Source organism: Corallincola platygyrae, assembly GCF_039544265.1.
Classification (GTDB): Bacteria; Pseudomonadota; Gammaproteobacteria; order Enterobacterales; family Neiellaceae; genus Corallincola; species Corallincola platygyrae.
In genome coordinates this window covers 167,438-183,173 of record NZ_BAABLI010000015.1, presented here as the reverse complement: position 1 = coordinate 183,173, position 15,736 = coordinate 167,438, and the positions used below count along the sequence as shown (strand labels likewise).

Annotated in this window: 11 protein-coding genes; 5 read left to right on the top strand and 6 right to left on the bottom strand. The window is 51.0% G+C overall.

What is annotated here, in order from left to right; all coding sequences use genetic code 11:
- Window positions 1-42: 42 nt before the first annotated feature.
- Window positions 43-1,503 carry a DUF3360 family protein gene (locus tag ABEA14_RS13540; RefSeq protein WP_345340561.1) on the bottom strand — a complete coding sequence of 487 codons (1,461 nt, stop codon included), beginning with the start codon at window positions 1,501-1,503 and terminating at the stop codon, window positions 43-45.
- A gap of 433 nt (window positions 1,504-1,936) precedes the next feature.
- On the opposite strand from ABEA14_RS13540, the gene ABEA14_RS13535 reads away from it, so the two are divergent.
- The 4 genes from ABEA14_RS13535 to ABEA14_RS13520 all read left to right on the top strand — a co-directional run bounded on the left by ABEA14_RS13535 (window position 1,937) and on the right by ABEA14_RS13520 (window position 9,213).
- The gene (locus tag ABEA14_RS13535) at window positions 1,937-4,513 is read left to right on the top strand and encodes a DUF294 nucleotidyltransferase-like domain-containing protein (RefSeq protein ID WP_345340560.1); all 2,577 of its coding nucleotides are present in this window, start codon (window positions 1,937-1,939) and stop codon (window positions 4,511-4,513) included.
- A gap of 153 nt (window positions 4,514-4,666) precedes the next feature.
- Entirely contained in the window at window positions 4,667-6,316 is a 1,650-nt protein-coding gene (locus ABEA14_RS13530; protein ID WP_345340559.1) for an alpha-amylase family glycosyl hydrolase, read from the top strand.
- A gap of 229 nt (window positions 6,317-6,545) precedes the next feature.
- On the top strand, window positions 6,546-8,093 hold the full coding sequence (locus ABEA14_RS13525) for a hypothetical protein (protein ID WP_345340558.1): 1,548 nt from the start codon (window positions 6,546-6,548) through the stop codon (window positions 8,091-8,093).
- 208 nt (window positions 8,094-8,301) lie between these two features.
- Window positions 8,302-9,213, top strand: a complete 912-nt coding sequence (locus tag ABEA14_RS13520; RefSeq protein WP_345340557.1) for a LysR family transcriptional regulator — start codon at window positions 8,302-8,304, stop codon at window positions 9,211-9,213.
- 45 nt (window positions 9,214-9,258) lie between these two features.
- On the opposite strand, the gene ABEA14_RS13515 is transcribed toward ABEA14_RS13520, so the two are convergent.
- Genes ABEA14_RS13515 through ABEA14_RS13505 form a run of 3 tightly spaced genes read right to left on the bottom strand, consistent with a single transcriptional unit; the run spans window position 9,259 to window position 12,309 of the window.
- Window positions 9,259-10,341 (bottom strand): type 1 glutamine amidotransferase domain-containing protein, encoded by a 1,083-nt coding sequence (locus ABEA14_RS13515; RefSeq protein WP_345340556.1) that lies wholly within the window; start codon window positions 10,339-10,341, stop codon window positions 9,259-9,261.
- 50 nt (window positions 10,342-10,391) lie between these two features.
- Window positions 10,392-11,636 carry a histidine kinase dimerization/phospho-acceptor domain-containing protein gene (locus ABEA14_RS13510; RefSeq protein ID WP_345340555.1) on the bottom strand — a complete coding sequence of 415 codons (1,245 nt, stop codon included), beginning with the start codon at window positions 11,634-11,636 and terminating at the stop codon, window positions 10,392-10,394.
- Window positions 11,623-12,309 carry a response regulator transcription factor gene (locus tag ABEA14_RS13505; RefSeq protein WP_345340554.1) on the bottom strand — a complete coding sequence of 229 codons (687 nt, stop codon included), beginning with the start codon at window positions 12,307-12,309 and terminating at the stop codon, window positions 11,623-11,625. Before ABEA14_RS13505 ends, ABEA14_RS13510 begins: the two co-directional genes overlap by 14 nt.
- 239 nt (window positions 12,310-12,548) lie before the next feature.
- Here ABEA14_RS13505 and ABEA14_RS13500 point away from each other — a divergent pair, with 239 nt between their 5' ends.
- Window positions 12,549-13,652, top strand: a complete 1,104-nt coding sequence (locus ABEA14_RS13500; protein ID WP_345340553.1) for a GGDEF domain-containing protein — start codon at window positions 12,549-12,551, stop codon at window positions 13,650-13,652.
- Here the strand turns inward: ABEA14_RS13500 and ABEA14_RS13495 are convergent.
- Both ABEA14_RS13495 and ABEA14_RS13490 read right to left on the bottom strand, forming a co-directional pair.
- Entirely contained in the window at window positions 13,557-13,949 is a 393-nt protein-coding gene (locus ABEA14_RS13495) for a hypothetical protein (RefSeq protein WP_345340552.1), read from the bottom strand. The genes ABEA14_RS13500 and ABEA14_RS13495 overlap by 96 nt on opposite strands.
- Entirely contained in the window at window positions 13,949-15,685 is a 1,737-nt protein-coding gene (locus tag ABEA14_RS13490) for a S1 family peptidase (protein ID WP_345340551.1), read from the bottom strand. The genes ABEA14_RS13495 and ABEA14_RS13490 overlap by 1 nt, the downstream gene beginning before the upstream one ends.
- Window positions 15,686-15,736 lie beyond the last annotated feature (51 nt).

Genomic DNA, 15,736 nt, shown 5'->3' with positions numbered 1-15,736 from the left:
AGCCATCTGGCTGCCCTTCTCTACAAATTCAGATACCTGAGATTAGTTACCGATCAGGCCTGGAATACCTGGCAGCTGACCAACAGCGGCAAGTGAGCCCACACAAACCACAAATGCGATGCCTGGGATCAGGTACTTGTCTTTGTTCGACAACTCTTTTGCACGTTCCTTGTCGCCGATAAAGCCCATGTTGTCGAGCAGCATGGTGGTGGCCCAACCAAACACAGGATTTACAAAGGCACAGGCAAAAATACAGATACCCGCACTCTGAGAATCTTTGTGCTTGTGGATCATCTGCATGCCCGCTTCCAGCAGCGGCAGGAAGACACCTACGATCAGTGCCACTCGCAATACCGGCTCCCACATCGCCAGGTCCATTGGGTAACCCAGCACAGCGGCCAGGATACACAGGATACCAGTCAGCAATGCGCCGCCAGGAATAGGGCGTTTAGCGATCGCCGCAGGGATCATGTAGGTCCCCCATGATGACGCCAGATTACCACCACCCAGGAAAGAGCCAACACCCTGACGAATAGACGCTCCCACCATGGTGTCATCCACATCCATCAGTACGCCTTTCGCTTCTTTCGGATAGTTCAGTTCCTGGAATACACGGTGACCCAGATAATCAGGCGACCACATTGCCACAGCCAGCAAAGCAAATGGCATTACCGCAATAAAGTGGTTCAGGTTAGGCCAACCCAGCTGCCAACCTGTGTCTTCACCCCACCAGTAGAATGGGCTGAAGTGTGGCAGACCCGGCTCTGACGAGAAGGCAAAGTCAGCGCCAAATGCAAACGCGACAATACCGGCCAGTGCTGAACACAGCGGGATTGCCAACCAACGCTTACCGACTTTCGCCAGATATGCGTATACCAGTACCGTGATGCCGATGACGGCAAACGAGATATAACCCTGATCGCTGGATGAGGCCCATGCTTCGGTCTTGTTAATCTGGCCCATCAAACCAAACGCACCGAGGTAGATGAGCAGTCCCCCTCGGACCCCGACCCCGGTGAGGGTCATTAACTTGGAGCCCCCCTTGGTATAGGCGAGGATCAGACCAAACACACACACCATGATACCCAGTGCCAATGGATGCCCTCCGGCCGCAGCAATCAGCGGGATCAGCGGGATCATCGGGCCGTGGGTTCCGGCCAGGTTGGCATTAGGGTTAAGGATGGCAGAGAACAGGATCACGAACAGCGCACCGGCAATCAGCAGCTCGTAACGTACGTTTTCAGCAACAAACTCCGCTGACAAACCGAACTCGGCAGCAAATGCCGCTACCATCGCCGCTACCATCACCACTTTACCAATGGTCGCAGCCAGTGCTGGTACCCAGTCCTCAATCTCTACGCTGTAATCGCGAAACGGCAGGTGAATGCCCCAGCGACGGAAGCTCATGATTTTGAGATCGTGGTTCAAAAACTCTTCACGGCTTTCGAACTCCTGCGCTTTACGGCGCATATCTCTGTAAAATGTCTTATTTTTCTTAGACATATACTTGTTTCCTAAATTTGGCGGGTTTGAGCTGCACAACAAAACACCTCTTTAGTTCTGTATGCCGGCCTTCGACCGGCACGAGACGACATCCCAGACGCTACAGAACACCTTTATGACTCTTCTGTGATAAAGGGGGTGCTTGCCGCAACTTGGCTACCCGCACATGATGAAAAGAAGCCCAACGCTTCTTTATGAAACTGGCAAATGTTAAAAATTTGTCACAGTGTACGAGCGCAAAACCAAAGCTTTTTGATTTAGGTTGCTTTATATGCATTTGAAGTCTGTATTTTGATGAGATGCTGGATCATGCGCACTGTTTGCGGCCAGCAACTATCGAATAGAGAATCATGAATAGCGCGTTTCTTGTTTTCGCATTTCTTGTTTTGGCGTTTCTTGTTCTTGCGCTTCTTGTTTTACGTAGTGGAGTGATATGAAAATTTCTGAACATGCCAACCGGACCGAACAGCTGTTTGGCATCAGGGCCGAAGATATCCACAAATGGATTGACGGTTTTTTCGATCACGACGGTTTCGATCATTATCTGCGAATGGGCAAGATAATGAACTACGACCCCTACGACCATCGCCGGTTCCGGCACTGCAAAGAGGCACTGGAAGAGGCCTACCAGGAGTTTGGCGACAAGTACTCACATAGCCAAATTAAGAACGTGATGGAAACCCATATCAAAGACGATTACGACGGCTACCTGCCCTCTCGTGCCGACTTTGAGAACGGCACTTTCACAGCCAAGTACCACGATTCGATGCACAACGAAGAACTCAGCGCCGTGCTGGATGCCAAGGAGCTGGCAGAGTATTTCGATGGCATCCGCGATAGCGAAGCCGCCGGTGACCGCTTTATCAACAGCTTTGGATTGCGCATCGTGATGCCCACGGTACTGGCGATAGTGCTGTTTGTGACCGCCATTATCTTTGTCATTGTGCCGCTGGTAGAAGATTCGATGATGGGTCAGAAACGGCAGATGATTAAGGAACTGACCTCCTCTGCCGTCAGTATTGTGGATAACTACATCGCATTGGAACAACAGGGCGAGTTAACCCGGGACCAGGCCCAAACCAGAGCCGCCCAAGAAATTAAAGCAATGCGTTACGGTGAGGAAAACAAGGATTACTTCTTTATCACTGACATGCATCCGCGCATGGTCATGCACCCCTACCGCGCCGACCTCAAAGGCGCAGATCTTACCAACTACACAGATAGCGAAAACAAAAGCGGCAAGCTGATCTTTGTGGAGTTTACCGAGCTGGTAAAGGCAAACCAGGAAGGCTACCTGGAGTACTTGTGGCAGTGGAAAGATGACGCCGACAAGACCGCACCTAAACTCAGTTACGTCCGAGGTGTCGACGAATGGCAATGGATCGTCGGCACCGGGGTCTACTTCGACGATGTGCAGAAAGGGATAGATAAGCTCGAACGCACCCTGTTTATTATCTTCTTTTTGATCACCCTTGGGCTGGCAGGAATCATGGGTTACATCATGGCCCAAAGCCGCACGCTGGAGAACCGGAAAAAGCGCGCGGAAGTGGCGCTGCATGAAGCCAAGGACAGATACCGGGCATTAGTCGAATCCTCAAACGAAGGCTATATCCTCGAAGCCGACGGCGAGATCCTCTACTCCAACAATCGCCTGCATCGCATGGTGGGTTACGGTGACTCCGAGCTCAAATCCCATGACATATGGAGTGAGCTGCTACCCGATACTCCGCAGAACAGCCGCGTGTTACACCATCTGCTTGAACTGTTTAACCACGCCGCTGAGCCTGGTGAGTTTGAAGCCCAGCTGCGCACGAAAAGTGGCAAGCCGCTGGATGTGATCCTGAGCTCTTCGAAGATATTCTTCTCTGAAAAACATGGCCACGTGATCTCATTCCGCCCCATCACTCGCAAGATCTACGGCGGCGCCTATGGCCTGGTGAAGCAGGTTATCGACTATCAGGGCCTGACCAGCCATATCGTTACCGATATCGGCCAAAGTGACAGCCATGGTCATGTCGTTGAGGCGTTAAACCAACTGCCCGACCTGGTGCGGGAGATGATTGACGCTGGCGCGCGCCCCGACAACCTGCGCCGCGCCATTGGCAGTGCCTACGACGCAGCTATCTGCCGTTTTATCGACCTGACCATCGAAGAGCTTGGCGAGCCCCCCGTACCCTTCTCTTTCATCTCGTTTGGCAGCAATGCCCGCCATGATATGACCTTGTTCTCCGATCAAGACAACGCCATCATGTTTCAGGCACCCACCGATGACACCAGCGTTAAAACCGTACGCCGCTACTTCCTGCATCTGGCCGAAAGAGTGTGTGGCATGCTCAATCAGGCCGGATACAGCTACTGCGAGGGCCTGATCATGGCCACCAATCACCAGTGGTGCCTGACGCTGGAGGAGTGGAAAGCTAATTTCACCGACTGGATCGAACAGGCCGAACCCGATTCGATTCTGGAGCTGAATGTGTTTTTTGATATTCGCGCGACTTACGGTGAAAAGACGTTGGTCGACGAATTGCAGCAACATATCCAGACACTGAACCAAAGTCATCCGGAGTTCCTGCCCAACTACGCAAGAAACTGCCTCTCTTACAAGGTGCCTCTTAACAGAGGAAATCAGATAAAAACCGAGAATGTAGATGGTGTGGAATCGGTCAATCTGAAAGCCTGCCTGCGACCGATGGAGATCTTCTGCCGTATCTACGCTCTGAAACATGACATTCGTGAAGCCAATACCATGACCCGGTTAAAACAGCTGGCCGCCAGGGAGGAGATTGACCAGAAAACCTTCCGCGAAATGGTTTATATCTTCGACCATATCTGGCACCTGCGCTTTATGAACCAGATTGTCGAATACACCGACCTGCGCAAAGTGAATGACGTGCTGGCCATCAACGACCTGACCGAACTGGAGCAGCAAAACCTGCGCAACGTACTGATGCGCGTATCGCTGTTCCACGAAAAGATTAATCAGGACTTTTTTGACGGCAAAGAAGGGTAGCCAGAGAACAGCGGCGCCTCTGCAGACTTCGTCCTGTATTCTGTGAGGTTAGCGGCATTGGTAGCTACATGGTTAGGCAAGCGCACAAATACCCTATATTTATCCTATAGTTATACGCTTAATCCTATCCACTACTCGTTGCAGAGCCGCGCAATGATAAGAATCGTCATACTGCTTTCTATCATCACCCTTGCAGGGTGCAGCCACTCCAAGTTCGAAAAAGTGGTCCCCACCACTAACGACACCTGGCATATACAGGCCAAGGGCGCTGAGATTCTGGACGAGAATGGGAACCTATTAGGCAGCACTCAAAACCAGAACCAAGCCGAGCTAACCTTGCCCATCAACTATGCTGACAGGCTATGGCTAGGCAGCCGAGATGAAAGCGCACTGGCGGTAAAACTAGGCCAAAATAATCAGGCACTACGAACCTTTGACCACCTCATCATCTACCACATCATGGTCGGCTACTTCGCCAACGGCGAGCCAGGCAATGATAGAGTCGGTCTGTCGCATTGGGTCGGACCTAATTATGCTGGCGGGGATCTTCAAGGAGTGTTGAGCAAGCTTGATTACCTGCAAGCGCTGGGGGTGAACGCTATCTGGCTAAGCCCCACCTTTCCCAGCTTTACGTCTCACGGCTACGATCCCGCCAACTACTTCGCTGTGAACGGTGCGCTTGCCTACCCGGGCCAGCCTGCAAAAAGTCTCGCGCTGCTCAAGCAAGTAATAGATGAAGCCCATCATCGCGGGTTGAAGGTTTTTCTGGATCTACCCCTTAATCATGGAGCCAGCAACTACGATCGGGCGAATGGAGATCCCAATGGACTACAACCAAAAACCACGGGCAACCGTCAGCCAGAAGAGGTGTTTTTCGACAGCATTGGTGCCAACTTCGGTTACTGGGACGAAAAGGATCCCAACACGCGGCGCTTTCTAAAAGACGCGGCGCTATTTTGGCTCAACGAGTTCGATGTGGATGGCTACCGACTCGACTATGTACTGGGGATGGAGAAAAGCTTCTGGGCGGAATTGTACCAAGAGATAAAAGCACAAAAACCCGATGCCTTTGTGTTAGGCGAAGTATGGTTAGACAACCATGCCGCCCCTACCGAACTCACCGAACACTACCGGCCAGTTGACGGCATAGGCTTGCAATTCGACTCGCTGATCGAGTTTCCCACCCGCTATGCCCTTGAGCGGGTATTTGCTGGCGGGCGTTCGCTTACCCTTATCGAGGAATACCTTCAAGCCGTCAGTGCTGCCTACCCGACTACCGCACATCCGGCCTGGTTCCTGGACAACCACGATATGCCTCGTTTCACAGTGATGAACGGCGATCCGAGACGTTTAGAAGCTGCGGTTAAGTTCATGTCAGCATTGAGCGGCCCGATGATCGTCTACTACGGCACCGAAACCGCGCTCACACACACCTATTTGCCAGACATGCACGCCAGTCGCGTACCCATGCCATGGGACAATCTCAATGACGAGATGCTTAGCAAATCCCAAACAATATTTCATACCCGACAACAACATCCCGCCCTCTATCGTGGCGGCCGATTGCCTCTTGTCGTTCAGGACGACTATCTGGTGATGGCCAAGACGACACCTGAAGAAATTATTCTTGTAGGCGTAAACCTGACGGATGCCCCGGTTAAAGTCGAGATTGAACTGGGCTCGTTACTTGACGAGCTTGGTAATGTCAGCCCATTGGCAGGCGATAGTGAGTGGCAAATGACAGGTAACAGCCTGACTTGGTTATTGCCTGCGATGGGAACGCACTTTCTTCATGCCAACTAAACACAGCTCAAACCGCTGAAGCCCCAAATAGTTACATTAAGTTTTGGAATAGAAAACGATAGCGGCGAGAATAATCGGCGCGTTTCGGTCACATTTCTGCCGACAGAGTTTTTGCCCTCGCACAGTTTAATTATCTGTAATGGTTTCAATTAAAAACCATCATTTAACCCTGCCCACTATTACCGCTAAAAAGGCCGCCAACTTCTAATTCATACCCTAGAGGAAGGCCATGAAAATCTGGACGCCCGTACTGGTACTCACCCTGAGTGCCGGATTGACTGCATGTGATGATGACGACACAGAGATCGTAGAGATCTCCCCGCAACTGGCCAGCGCGCAGCTGGTGGGTACTGTTCATAACTATCGCGACCGCTGGAACCCTTACAGCGAGCTGAACAACATGACGCGAATAGACGCCAGCGGCGATCAATTCACTGCCACCTACACACTTTCGCCTGAAGGTGGTCGCGCGGGCGACGGTATCTATGCCATCCGCTTTTTTACCGAGCACGAACTAGATCAGGTATACAAACATGACCTGACCAGCCCAAACAGACTGGTGACCGGCGATCAGCATACGCTCGGCAATAACATTGTATTTCAGGTCGCTGAAGCTGGTGATTACACCATCACCTTTGATCCCATGGACCAGAGTTTCACCATCTCACCTGAAGTCACTCTGATCACCGAGATTAGTTCAATGCAGGTGAATGGTTTTGCCTATGACGAAGAGGGCACCGAAGAACGTGTTGTGGACGGCCGTACCCTACCTGCAGAAGTGTGGGATGAAACCCGTGTCGAACATGATATGAGCGCCAATGGCGATGGCAGCTTCAGCAAGGTGATGCCGCTGTCCGCGACCGGCGGCCATGAAGGCAACGGCGTGTACCAGATCCTGTTCAGTGCCAACCATATTGCTGACTTTGCGTTTGGTGCCATCAACAACCGTCCGGGAGAACTGTCGGGCGGCAACGGCTATAACTCAAAAGTAGGCCTGGTTGAGGAAGCTTCGCTGGTATTTCGTGTAGATACCGATGGTGACTACACCATCACCGTCGACCCCACCACAGCGACTTACCATATCGAGCCTGCTGTCGAAGTACTGAACGACGAGATCACCAGTTATCAGGTCAATGGCAGTGTGGTTGCCAATGCGTGGGACCCCACGGACGACGCTCACCAGATGACACAACAGGACGACGGCAGTTGGGTGCTTACCGTGCCACTTGCAACCGACGGCGGTGACGCAGGCAATGGTAGCTATGTGATGAACTTCAGCAGTAACCAAAGCTGGTCACTGGACAGCACTGGCGCCGCTGGCGTTTGGGGCCGCGCGCTGCATGCCCTGCCGCAGGAATCCAATATCCTGTTTAAGGTGAATGAGACCGGTGACCATGTGATCCGCCTGTGGCCGGAGACCAACCGCTTTGAGATCACGCCAGCAGTGACGCCACTGCTGACTGTGGAATCGCTGCGCCTAGTTGGCTCAATGAGTGAATGGAACGCCAACGATCCTGCATTCAACATGTCGACGGCTGACGGCAAGCTGTTTTATATCGACGTTGCACTGACCGCAGGCGACGAGCACTGGTACAAATACACAGCCAACGACGCTTCCTGGGGCATGGTGTTTGCTGACTACAACTATGACGGCTACCGCGAACTGACGCTGCATGGCGATCCCGCAGCGTTCAACCTGATGGTCGAAACGGATGGCACTTATCGCTTCTGGGCCAACGTGCATACTGGCGAATACGGCGTCACCCTGCTCGACTAGTCGTTTCTCACTGAGATGACTTAACCACTCCCTCTGGCGGATGTTCGCAATCAGCGACATCCGCCTTTTCTATTTGGTCCTCTTATTATCCCTTCACGCTAATAGTTGCTCACTAATTATTCAACGCTGTGACCTGTCACGCATCAAATTATCAACATTTACACAACACATATGAAATAATGTTTTATATACGCATTTAAAGAGTTGGATGATCATGGTTAACCCCGTTTGGCTCAGAACCTATGTCGCCTTGTTGGATTCGGGCAGTTTTACTCAGGCCGCCGATTTGCTGGCCATGACTCAGCCAGGGGTCAGCCACCATATGCGCAAGTTGGAAGAGTACTATGGTACGCCGCTGCTTAATCGTTACGGCAAACGGTTTGAACCCACATTGCCGGGCACACGACTCTATCGCTACGCCAAGCGACTGTTTGACGACCACAGCAATCTGTTGAACAACCTGAATGACGACCATCCCAGCAAAGGCTGTTGCAGGCTGGCCAGTCCGGGCTCTTTTGGCTTGATGTTTTATCCCTTTTTATTGGCTCAACAAAAACAGGCACCGGATCTGAATATCGATTTTCGTTTTGCGCCTAACGAAACGATCAAGAAGATGGTGCTCAATGGCGAGATCGATGCGGGATTTGTCACTAAGTATGAGGAGTGTGAGCAGTTAAATTACCGCCAGTTTGGCCAGGAGCGACTGCATCTGCTGGTCCCCGAAAACCACAGGGAAGAGGGGTTTGCAGCGCTGGACCGACTCGGGCTGATTAACCATCCCGATGGTGAATACCATACCAACCTACTGATGCGCGCCAACTTCGCCGACAGCTATCCGGGGTTCGAGAAGCTCAAACAATCGGGATTCAGCAACCAAATCAGCATGTTATTGATGCCGGTTGCTGAAGGGTTGGGTTATACCGTATTACCGGAAAATGCTTATCTGGCGTCCTGCCAGCAAGCCAGAGTGCGCAGCTACCCACTTAGCCAGCCGATTGTCGAATCTGTCTATCTGGTTACCAAGCGCCACGCCACCCTGCCTGTTCGCTACCAACATCTTTTTGAACGTTACCGTTTGCAGTCGTCGGCAGAGAGTACTGCCAATAGTGAACTTCAATAGACAGATTGCAGACTACTCGTAAATAGCCTGCAATCGAAACGGATATTAACTCACCAGCTCCTTTATCTGACTGGCCAAGCGCAACAGTTCGAACCCCTTACCAACCTCAAGTTTCATAAACGCCAGGATCCCATGCATCACCACCAGGATCCGCTGATACAGCTCCGGTTGCTGTTGCATCATGTTTACTGCGGCATCAAAGCCTTTAGCGTCGTAAGTCATCAGCAGGTCAACCGCATGTTCCTCCGGTGTCCGCACTCTGGTTTTGGGTTCATAACCCAGCTCCGCGACCACCATCTCCGCCATTGTCCAAACTGACCAGGGGTTTTGTCCGGTGATCAGTTTGCCATCCTGAGTCACCTGCTCCAGATAAGTGCTGCCCGCTTGAAAATCAGCGCCCTGCTCTATCAACTTGGTTTGCAGCAGAAACGGGAATATCTGTTCTGCATCGGGGATCAGGAACAACTCTTCTTCGTTGGTGAAGCCGCTGATTCTTTTATTAGCGATCAGCATCTCGCCATTATCCAGCTCCACATTTACCAGGGCTGCAGGGCCATGGCACACCGCACTGACCACACGGTCATGTTGATACAGAGTTTTGGCAATACGTTGGACATCTGGGTTATCTGGGAAATCGAACATAGTGCCCTTGCCACCAACAAAATAGACCGCTTGGTAATCGAGGGGATCTATTGACGCCAGCGGAAGGGAGTTGTCGACTTGCTGCTGGATTGCCTGGTCATTAAGGAAGGCGTAGTCATATGCGCCCATGTCCTCACCATCAATCACCACCGGCGGTTTGCCGCCTTTCGGGCTGGCGATATCGACCTCAAACCCGTTGGCGATAAACACCCAGTAGGCACGCGCCAACTCGGTATGTTCATAGCCGGTGGTCTTATCTTCACCCATGCGATCCACACTGGTCACCACAGCCAGAATTTTGCCGCGATATGCAGGAATATCCTCGGTGATGTATGGAAGGTCGTGAACTTGGGTGCGCTTGAGTGCTTCAAAATGCGACTTGTCGGGCAACAAGCTTTTCAACCAAACCTTAGCGCCATAGAGTGATGCCAAAATGGCTACCACGGTGACCAGGGTCACCGAAAAAATCTTCATCTTTTTAGTCATGGGTTCTGCCTCCGTTTTGTTGCAGGCAGATTAGCGATTGTCAGGTGAAATCAGAGTGAAATATCGATAGAAAATTGCCCCTTGCCATGATGCAGCTGATAACGCCATTCCAGCGCATCCAGTATCCGGGTCACAAGATAAAGCCCCTGGCCGATCCCCTGACTCTGCTCACCTTTAATGCCCCTTTCGGTTAACAGAGATTTACCTCCTGAGTCAGTTTGATCGCTATTGGTTTCATGCTCTGCCAAACTGGATGTTGCATTGTGGAACAGCAGCTGGTTTTCATTGGCCTCAATGGTCAGCTGGTTATCAGACCCATGGCTGATAGCATTGTTGATCAGGTTAGTTAGCAGCAATGTCAGCAGGCTGGGATCTGCATCCACCACAAAGTCATCGGCGACCTCCAGTGAGAGGTCCAGTTCTATGCCTTGTGACAAAGCGCAGGTCATACCTACCTGCTCAATCATGGGTCGCAGTTGGCAGGTTTGTTTGGCAACTGATTCAGCTCTCGCCAAGGATAACAACACCTCTACCGTGTGTTGCATCTGCCTGCCCGCATCCCTCAGTTGAACAATATCCTCAGGCTGAAAGCCGCGCTGTTCTGCCAGGGTAATGGTGTTGTTTAATACCGTAAGCGGTGTTCGCAGCTCGTGGCTAACATCGGTCGTAAAATCCTTCTCCCGCTGCAGACTTCGGGATTGCTCATCAAATGCGTTTTGCAATGTGTCAGACAGGTAACCCAATTCATGTTTCAGGTGGGGCAAGGGTTGCTTGTTTTTTACTGCATTCGTCATCGCCATCACCGGACGCACCGTAAACGAAGCCATCTTAAACGCGAGAAAAATGCCAATGACCAGGGTAATCCCCAGCCCGAACAGGAACACAGTGAATATCCGTGGTGTATTGGTAACGATGAGCAACGGCGAGACCTCAGCCAGTAAGTAGCCCGTCTTACCCTGCTTTAAACGCAGCGTTTTTATATGGTAATGCTCTTTGGTGGAGGTAAAGATCTCGTTGTCTGTGATGCCGTCAGCCAACGCTTGTTGTGCGAAGGTCGGCAAGGCACTTTTTTTGGCATACACCTGAATAAAATCTAACCCTGATTCCACTAACACTCCGGTCTGTCGATATTGGTGCTCTATCTGAGCAGCTTCTCTGGCAAGCAGGCGATAGATCAACGCATCTTCGACTATAAACGCAGCCACAACTGCCAGGGCCAGATACAAGAGGGTTAAACCTAGCGTAAAACTGACAAACATCAGCACGGCGGCATGTTTAATACTACGAATCAGCATCACTGCTTACCTCCAGCCGATAGCCAAGATTCATTACTGTTTTCAACATGGCAGACGAGAACGGTTTATCCAGTGATTTGCGTAACGAGTAGATGTGAGACTTAAGCGCGTCACTGTCAGGCGGTTCATCCGCCCACAGGGTGTGAATAATCAGGGCACGAGAGACGGGTTGCGGATAGCTTTTTGCCAGTAGCGCCAACAATTGAAATCCGATACTGGTCAATTGCAGCGGCTGCCCCTGACGACAGGCGGTTTTATTGGAAAGATCCAGTGTTAACTCACCCACGTCGATGGTTTGGCTTTGATGCAGTTCGCTGCGCCTTGCCAACGCCTGACAACGCAACGCCAACTCTCGAAGGTCAAATGGCTTGGTGAGGTAGTCATCGGCACCACGATGGAAACCGGCCGATTTATCTTCAAAGCTGCCCCGCGCCGTCAGCATTAGAATGGGTGGAACAACCTGCGCCTGTTGTTTTATCGCCTCGCAGACATCAAGGCCATCCACATCTGGCAGGTTCAGATCCAGCAATATAACGTCAAAGATATCGTTCAACGCCAGCGCAATGCCCTGCTCGCCGTCACGGGCGTAATCCACCTGCCAATGCTGACCAGACAAAAACTCCACGATCTGTTTGGCGATCGTTGCGTTGTCTTCAATCAGCAGTATCTTCACAGGGCATCTCCGGCCTTAAAGGTGTGCATCACTTTATCTTGGTAGAGGTGAAATGTAAGTGAAATTTTGGCGCCGACCAGGGTTGTCGAACTCAAACATATAAACCCATCCAAGCTACCAAAACTCACATTCTGATGTGTTTAAATCATATATGAATCAAAGACCTCCGGTTTGGCTTCGTTGTAAGTTATACTCAAAGACGTTAGTCGTAGGCTTGATTCAACAGGACAAACACTCTTTTGAACAACCAAACACCCAATAGCGAAACAGATCAGCTCCGACGCGCCAAGGCTATCGTCAACGCATTGCCCGATAACGCCTTTGTTTTCTCTAAAGATGGAACCTGTATCGAACTCTATGTGGGTAATGACGAATCAATTCCCAGTTTCGACTACCAAAAATTAATCGGGCTCAATCTTACCGAGATCGTATCCAAGTCTTTGGCTCGGAAGCTGCTTGTCCACATAGAGCAGGCGATCACGTTTGGACGCACCGAAGTGATCATGCACTCGGTCGAACCCTCAGACTTGAACCCCGAATTCAATTCGGATGTAAACCTACAACGCACCATCTGGTACGAGGGGAAAATCACGCCATTAGCTTTAAATGGTGAAGCATTTGACTCAGTACTGTGGATAACCCGCAACATCTCAGAGAAGGTCGAGATGGAGCAAAAAATTCAGTATCTGTTGGAAAGAGACGAGCTGACCAAGCTATATAATCGACGCACTTTTCTGGCCAAGCTCTCTTCCTATTTTGAGAAGTTTCAGCTCAATGGCAGCAACTCGACGGTGCTCACTATCGATATCGATCATTTCAAACGCTGGAACGACAGATTTGGCCACTTGGTTGGTGACAAGGTCCTGAAACATGTCGCAGCTCAGTGCCAAAGCCACCTGCGGTCCACCGATATTGTAGGCAGATTGGGGGGCGAGGAATTTGCGGCAATTCTGCCAAAAACATCACCAGAGCAGGCTGTTGAGCTGGCGGAACGCCTGAGAAAAGCGGTGGAAGTCAATCCATTTGTCCACAACCAACAAAAAGTAGCTGCAACCATCAGCACGGGTATCTGTCTGTTTAATGACTCGGATACCTGCAAAACAGATATCCTTCACCGTTCAGACAAAGCCATGTACCAGTCAAAACATCAGGGCAGAAATCAGGTGACAGTTTATGCTGCCCCCCCCAAAAGACAGGGACTAAAACAAAAAAGGAGCCTGTCAGGCTCCTTTTTTATTACGATGTCACTATTTGGTGCGACTTGGCTTTCCTTTACCACCCTTAAGGGCTGGGTCTATAGGGTTGACCACCTGAATAGAGAGTCCTTTAACCGCAGCAGGTAACGGTAAGGTGAAGGAATCAACAAACGGCACCCGCTTACAGCGATCAGGCTCGATACGGATCACGGCAAGATCGGCGCTGTCGGCGTCAATGCTGACCACATCCAACATAAAGCTCTTCGTCGAGCTGCAGCCGGTGCTGATTGCAGAGAAGTAAACACCTTCAACTTTGACACTGGCGGCCACCAGCGTTTCGTGATTGCTGCTATCTACATTGGCAGACTCAATATCCGCGTCTGATGCGCAGGCGGATAGCAGCGCTAGGCTAGTCGCAGTGACCAACGTTTTAATCAAACCCATCAGTTGGCTCCCTTTACCAGCGAATTGCGAACCAACAGCACAAAACCGAGCAGGAATAACAGAGGGAATCCTGTGCTACCACCGCCTCCACCGCCACTGGTCTCAACAACGTCAGAGTCATCATTGTCTACAGGGGGTGTTTCCGGTTGTTCGTTGTCTGAGGTGAAGCGGATATTATCAATATAAACGGTATCGGCCCCTTCGCTGACACTGGCGTCCTTGCTGTAGACAAACTGTACCAGAGTCTCAGCTTCATCCAATGTAATGGAAAAACTTCTGAAACCACTATCGATACCAGATCGAGTCAACTCTGTGGACTCATTTACATAGACATAAAAGAAGTCGTAGTCCTCTTCGCTACTGACACGGTAATCAAACGTTAAGGTGCCCGTTCCTGCAACCTTAACCGCCAGCACCGATTCTTGACCATCTGAGATAGAGCCTGCCATCAGTCCCGTATTACCTACGGTGCTGTCTGTCGTCTGTACCTGCCACGGATAATCACTGCTAAACCAGTCACCCAGCGCGCTGTCAACATAGGCACCAATGTCCGTTGCTTCTTCTATTAGCACCGACATGCGGACTAGAGAGTTGACGGTTCCCGCCTGAGGATGATTAGTCTCGAAAGTCACTTCCAGCTCACTTTCACCTGCAACGCTGACCGTGTACTCAACAACCACCTCACATTGTTCACCCGCGGCCAATGCCTGACCGCCATTGCTTGCCAGTGAGCAGCTATCTGACACCGTCACCACATTGCTAAGATTGCGTTGGGCAACCGACACCGACTGCACATCAATGGCAACACTATCATCGTTCAGCAAAGTAAAACTGTGCTGATAGGTCCCCTGGGCCACATAACCTAATTGTTCAAATGGCATAAACCTGAGATCGGAAGTCACTTTCTCCAACCAGGTAGAGAAATGAGCGACATTAGTATACGCACCATAGGCTTGCCCACAGCCGTCTCCCCAGCTGGTTAAGCCGACCAACACAGGTTCTGAAGCTCCTCCAGCAACCAACGGGCCACCACTGTCTCCCTGACAGGTATCTTCCTGACGGAAAGAATTTGGTCCATAACCGGCGCAAATAGTCTCCTCGCCTATCTGAGCAAAATCACCACCTTGATCCTGACACTCATATCGACTGACATAAGGCAGCTCAACTTCAAACAGGGCATCAGGGTAAATTGGCTGTAAACTGCTATCCGGCTGCTGATTGCCCCACCCCATCGCAGTAAGCAGTTCACCCAAATTTAAGTTTGCCAAATCTGTATTGGTTGCCAGCGATACTGCAGGTAGATCTTGTGATGCTTGTAATTCCAACACCGCAATATCGTTCTGTAACGTCACCTGGTCATAGTCTGCGTGGAGATAGATTGCACGCACAGGCAATCGACTTTGCTCCGCTTGTTGAGAGGTCAAGTCTTGCACGCCAATTACGACGTCGATATCTTCAGGTGCCTCGTCGATGACACAGTGTGCAGCGGTAAGGATGTAACGATCCCCAATAAAACTACCGCCACAAAACTGCCCATTCCATACGCTGATTTGATCATCACCTCTAACAAGGGCAGTCATAAATGGCCATTGGCCTTGTGGGGACAGTGTGCCGTCAATGATCTTTGGGGTTGGCTTGGCGCTGCGAGCCTTATCGGGTGCAGCGTACGCGGAACTGAAAACAAGTAGGCTAGACGCGGCGAGCGCGCTGATAACTTTAGAATATACGCGAGTCATACTTCTCACTTCCCGTGTGAATGAAGCACTTATACTGAATTAGCCATCACA

Bases quoted from the DNA above. Each gene is read 5' to 3' on its own strand.
- ABEA14_RS13540 (WP_345340561.1), bottom strand. From the start codon at position 1,503: ATGTCTAAGAAAAATAAGACATTTTACAGAGATATGCGCCGTAAAGCG.
- ABEA14_RS13520 (WP_345340557.1), top strand. From the start codon at position 8,302: ATGATCATGGTTAACCCCGTTTGGCTCAGAACCTATGTCGCCTTGTTG.
- ABEA14_RS13510 (WP_345340555.1), bottom strand. From the start codon at position 11,636: ATGCTGATTCGTAGTATTAAACATGCCGCCGTGCTGATGTTTGTCAGT.
- ABEA14_RS13490 (WP_345340551.1), bottom strand. From the start codon at position 15,685: ATGACTCGCGTATATTCTAAAGTTATCAGCGCGCTCGCCGCGTCTAGC.
- ABEA14_RS13515 (WP_345340556.1), bottom strand. From the start codon at position 10,341: ATGACTAAAAAGATGAAGATTTTTTCGGTGACCCTGGTCACCGTGGTA.
- ABEA14_RS13495 (WP_345340552.1), bottom strand. From the start codon at position 13,949: ATGGGTTTGATTAAAACGTTGGTCACTGCGACTAGCCTAGCGCTGCTA.
- ABEA14_RS13525 (WP_345340558.1), top strand. From the start codon at position 6,546: ATGAAAATCTGGACGCCCGTACTGGTACTCACCCTGAGTGCCGGATTG.
- ABEA14_RS13530 (WP_345340559.1), top strand. From the start codon at position 4,667: ATGATAAGAATCGTCATACTGCTTTCTATCATCACCCTTGCAGGGTGC.
- ABEA14_RS13535 (WP_345340560.1), top strand. From the start codon at position 1,937: ATGAAAATTTCTGAACATGCCAACCGGACCGAACAGCTGTTTGGCATC.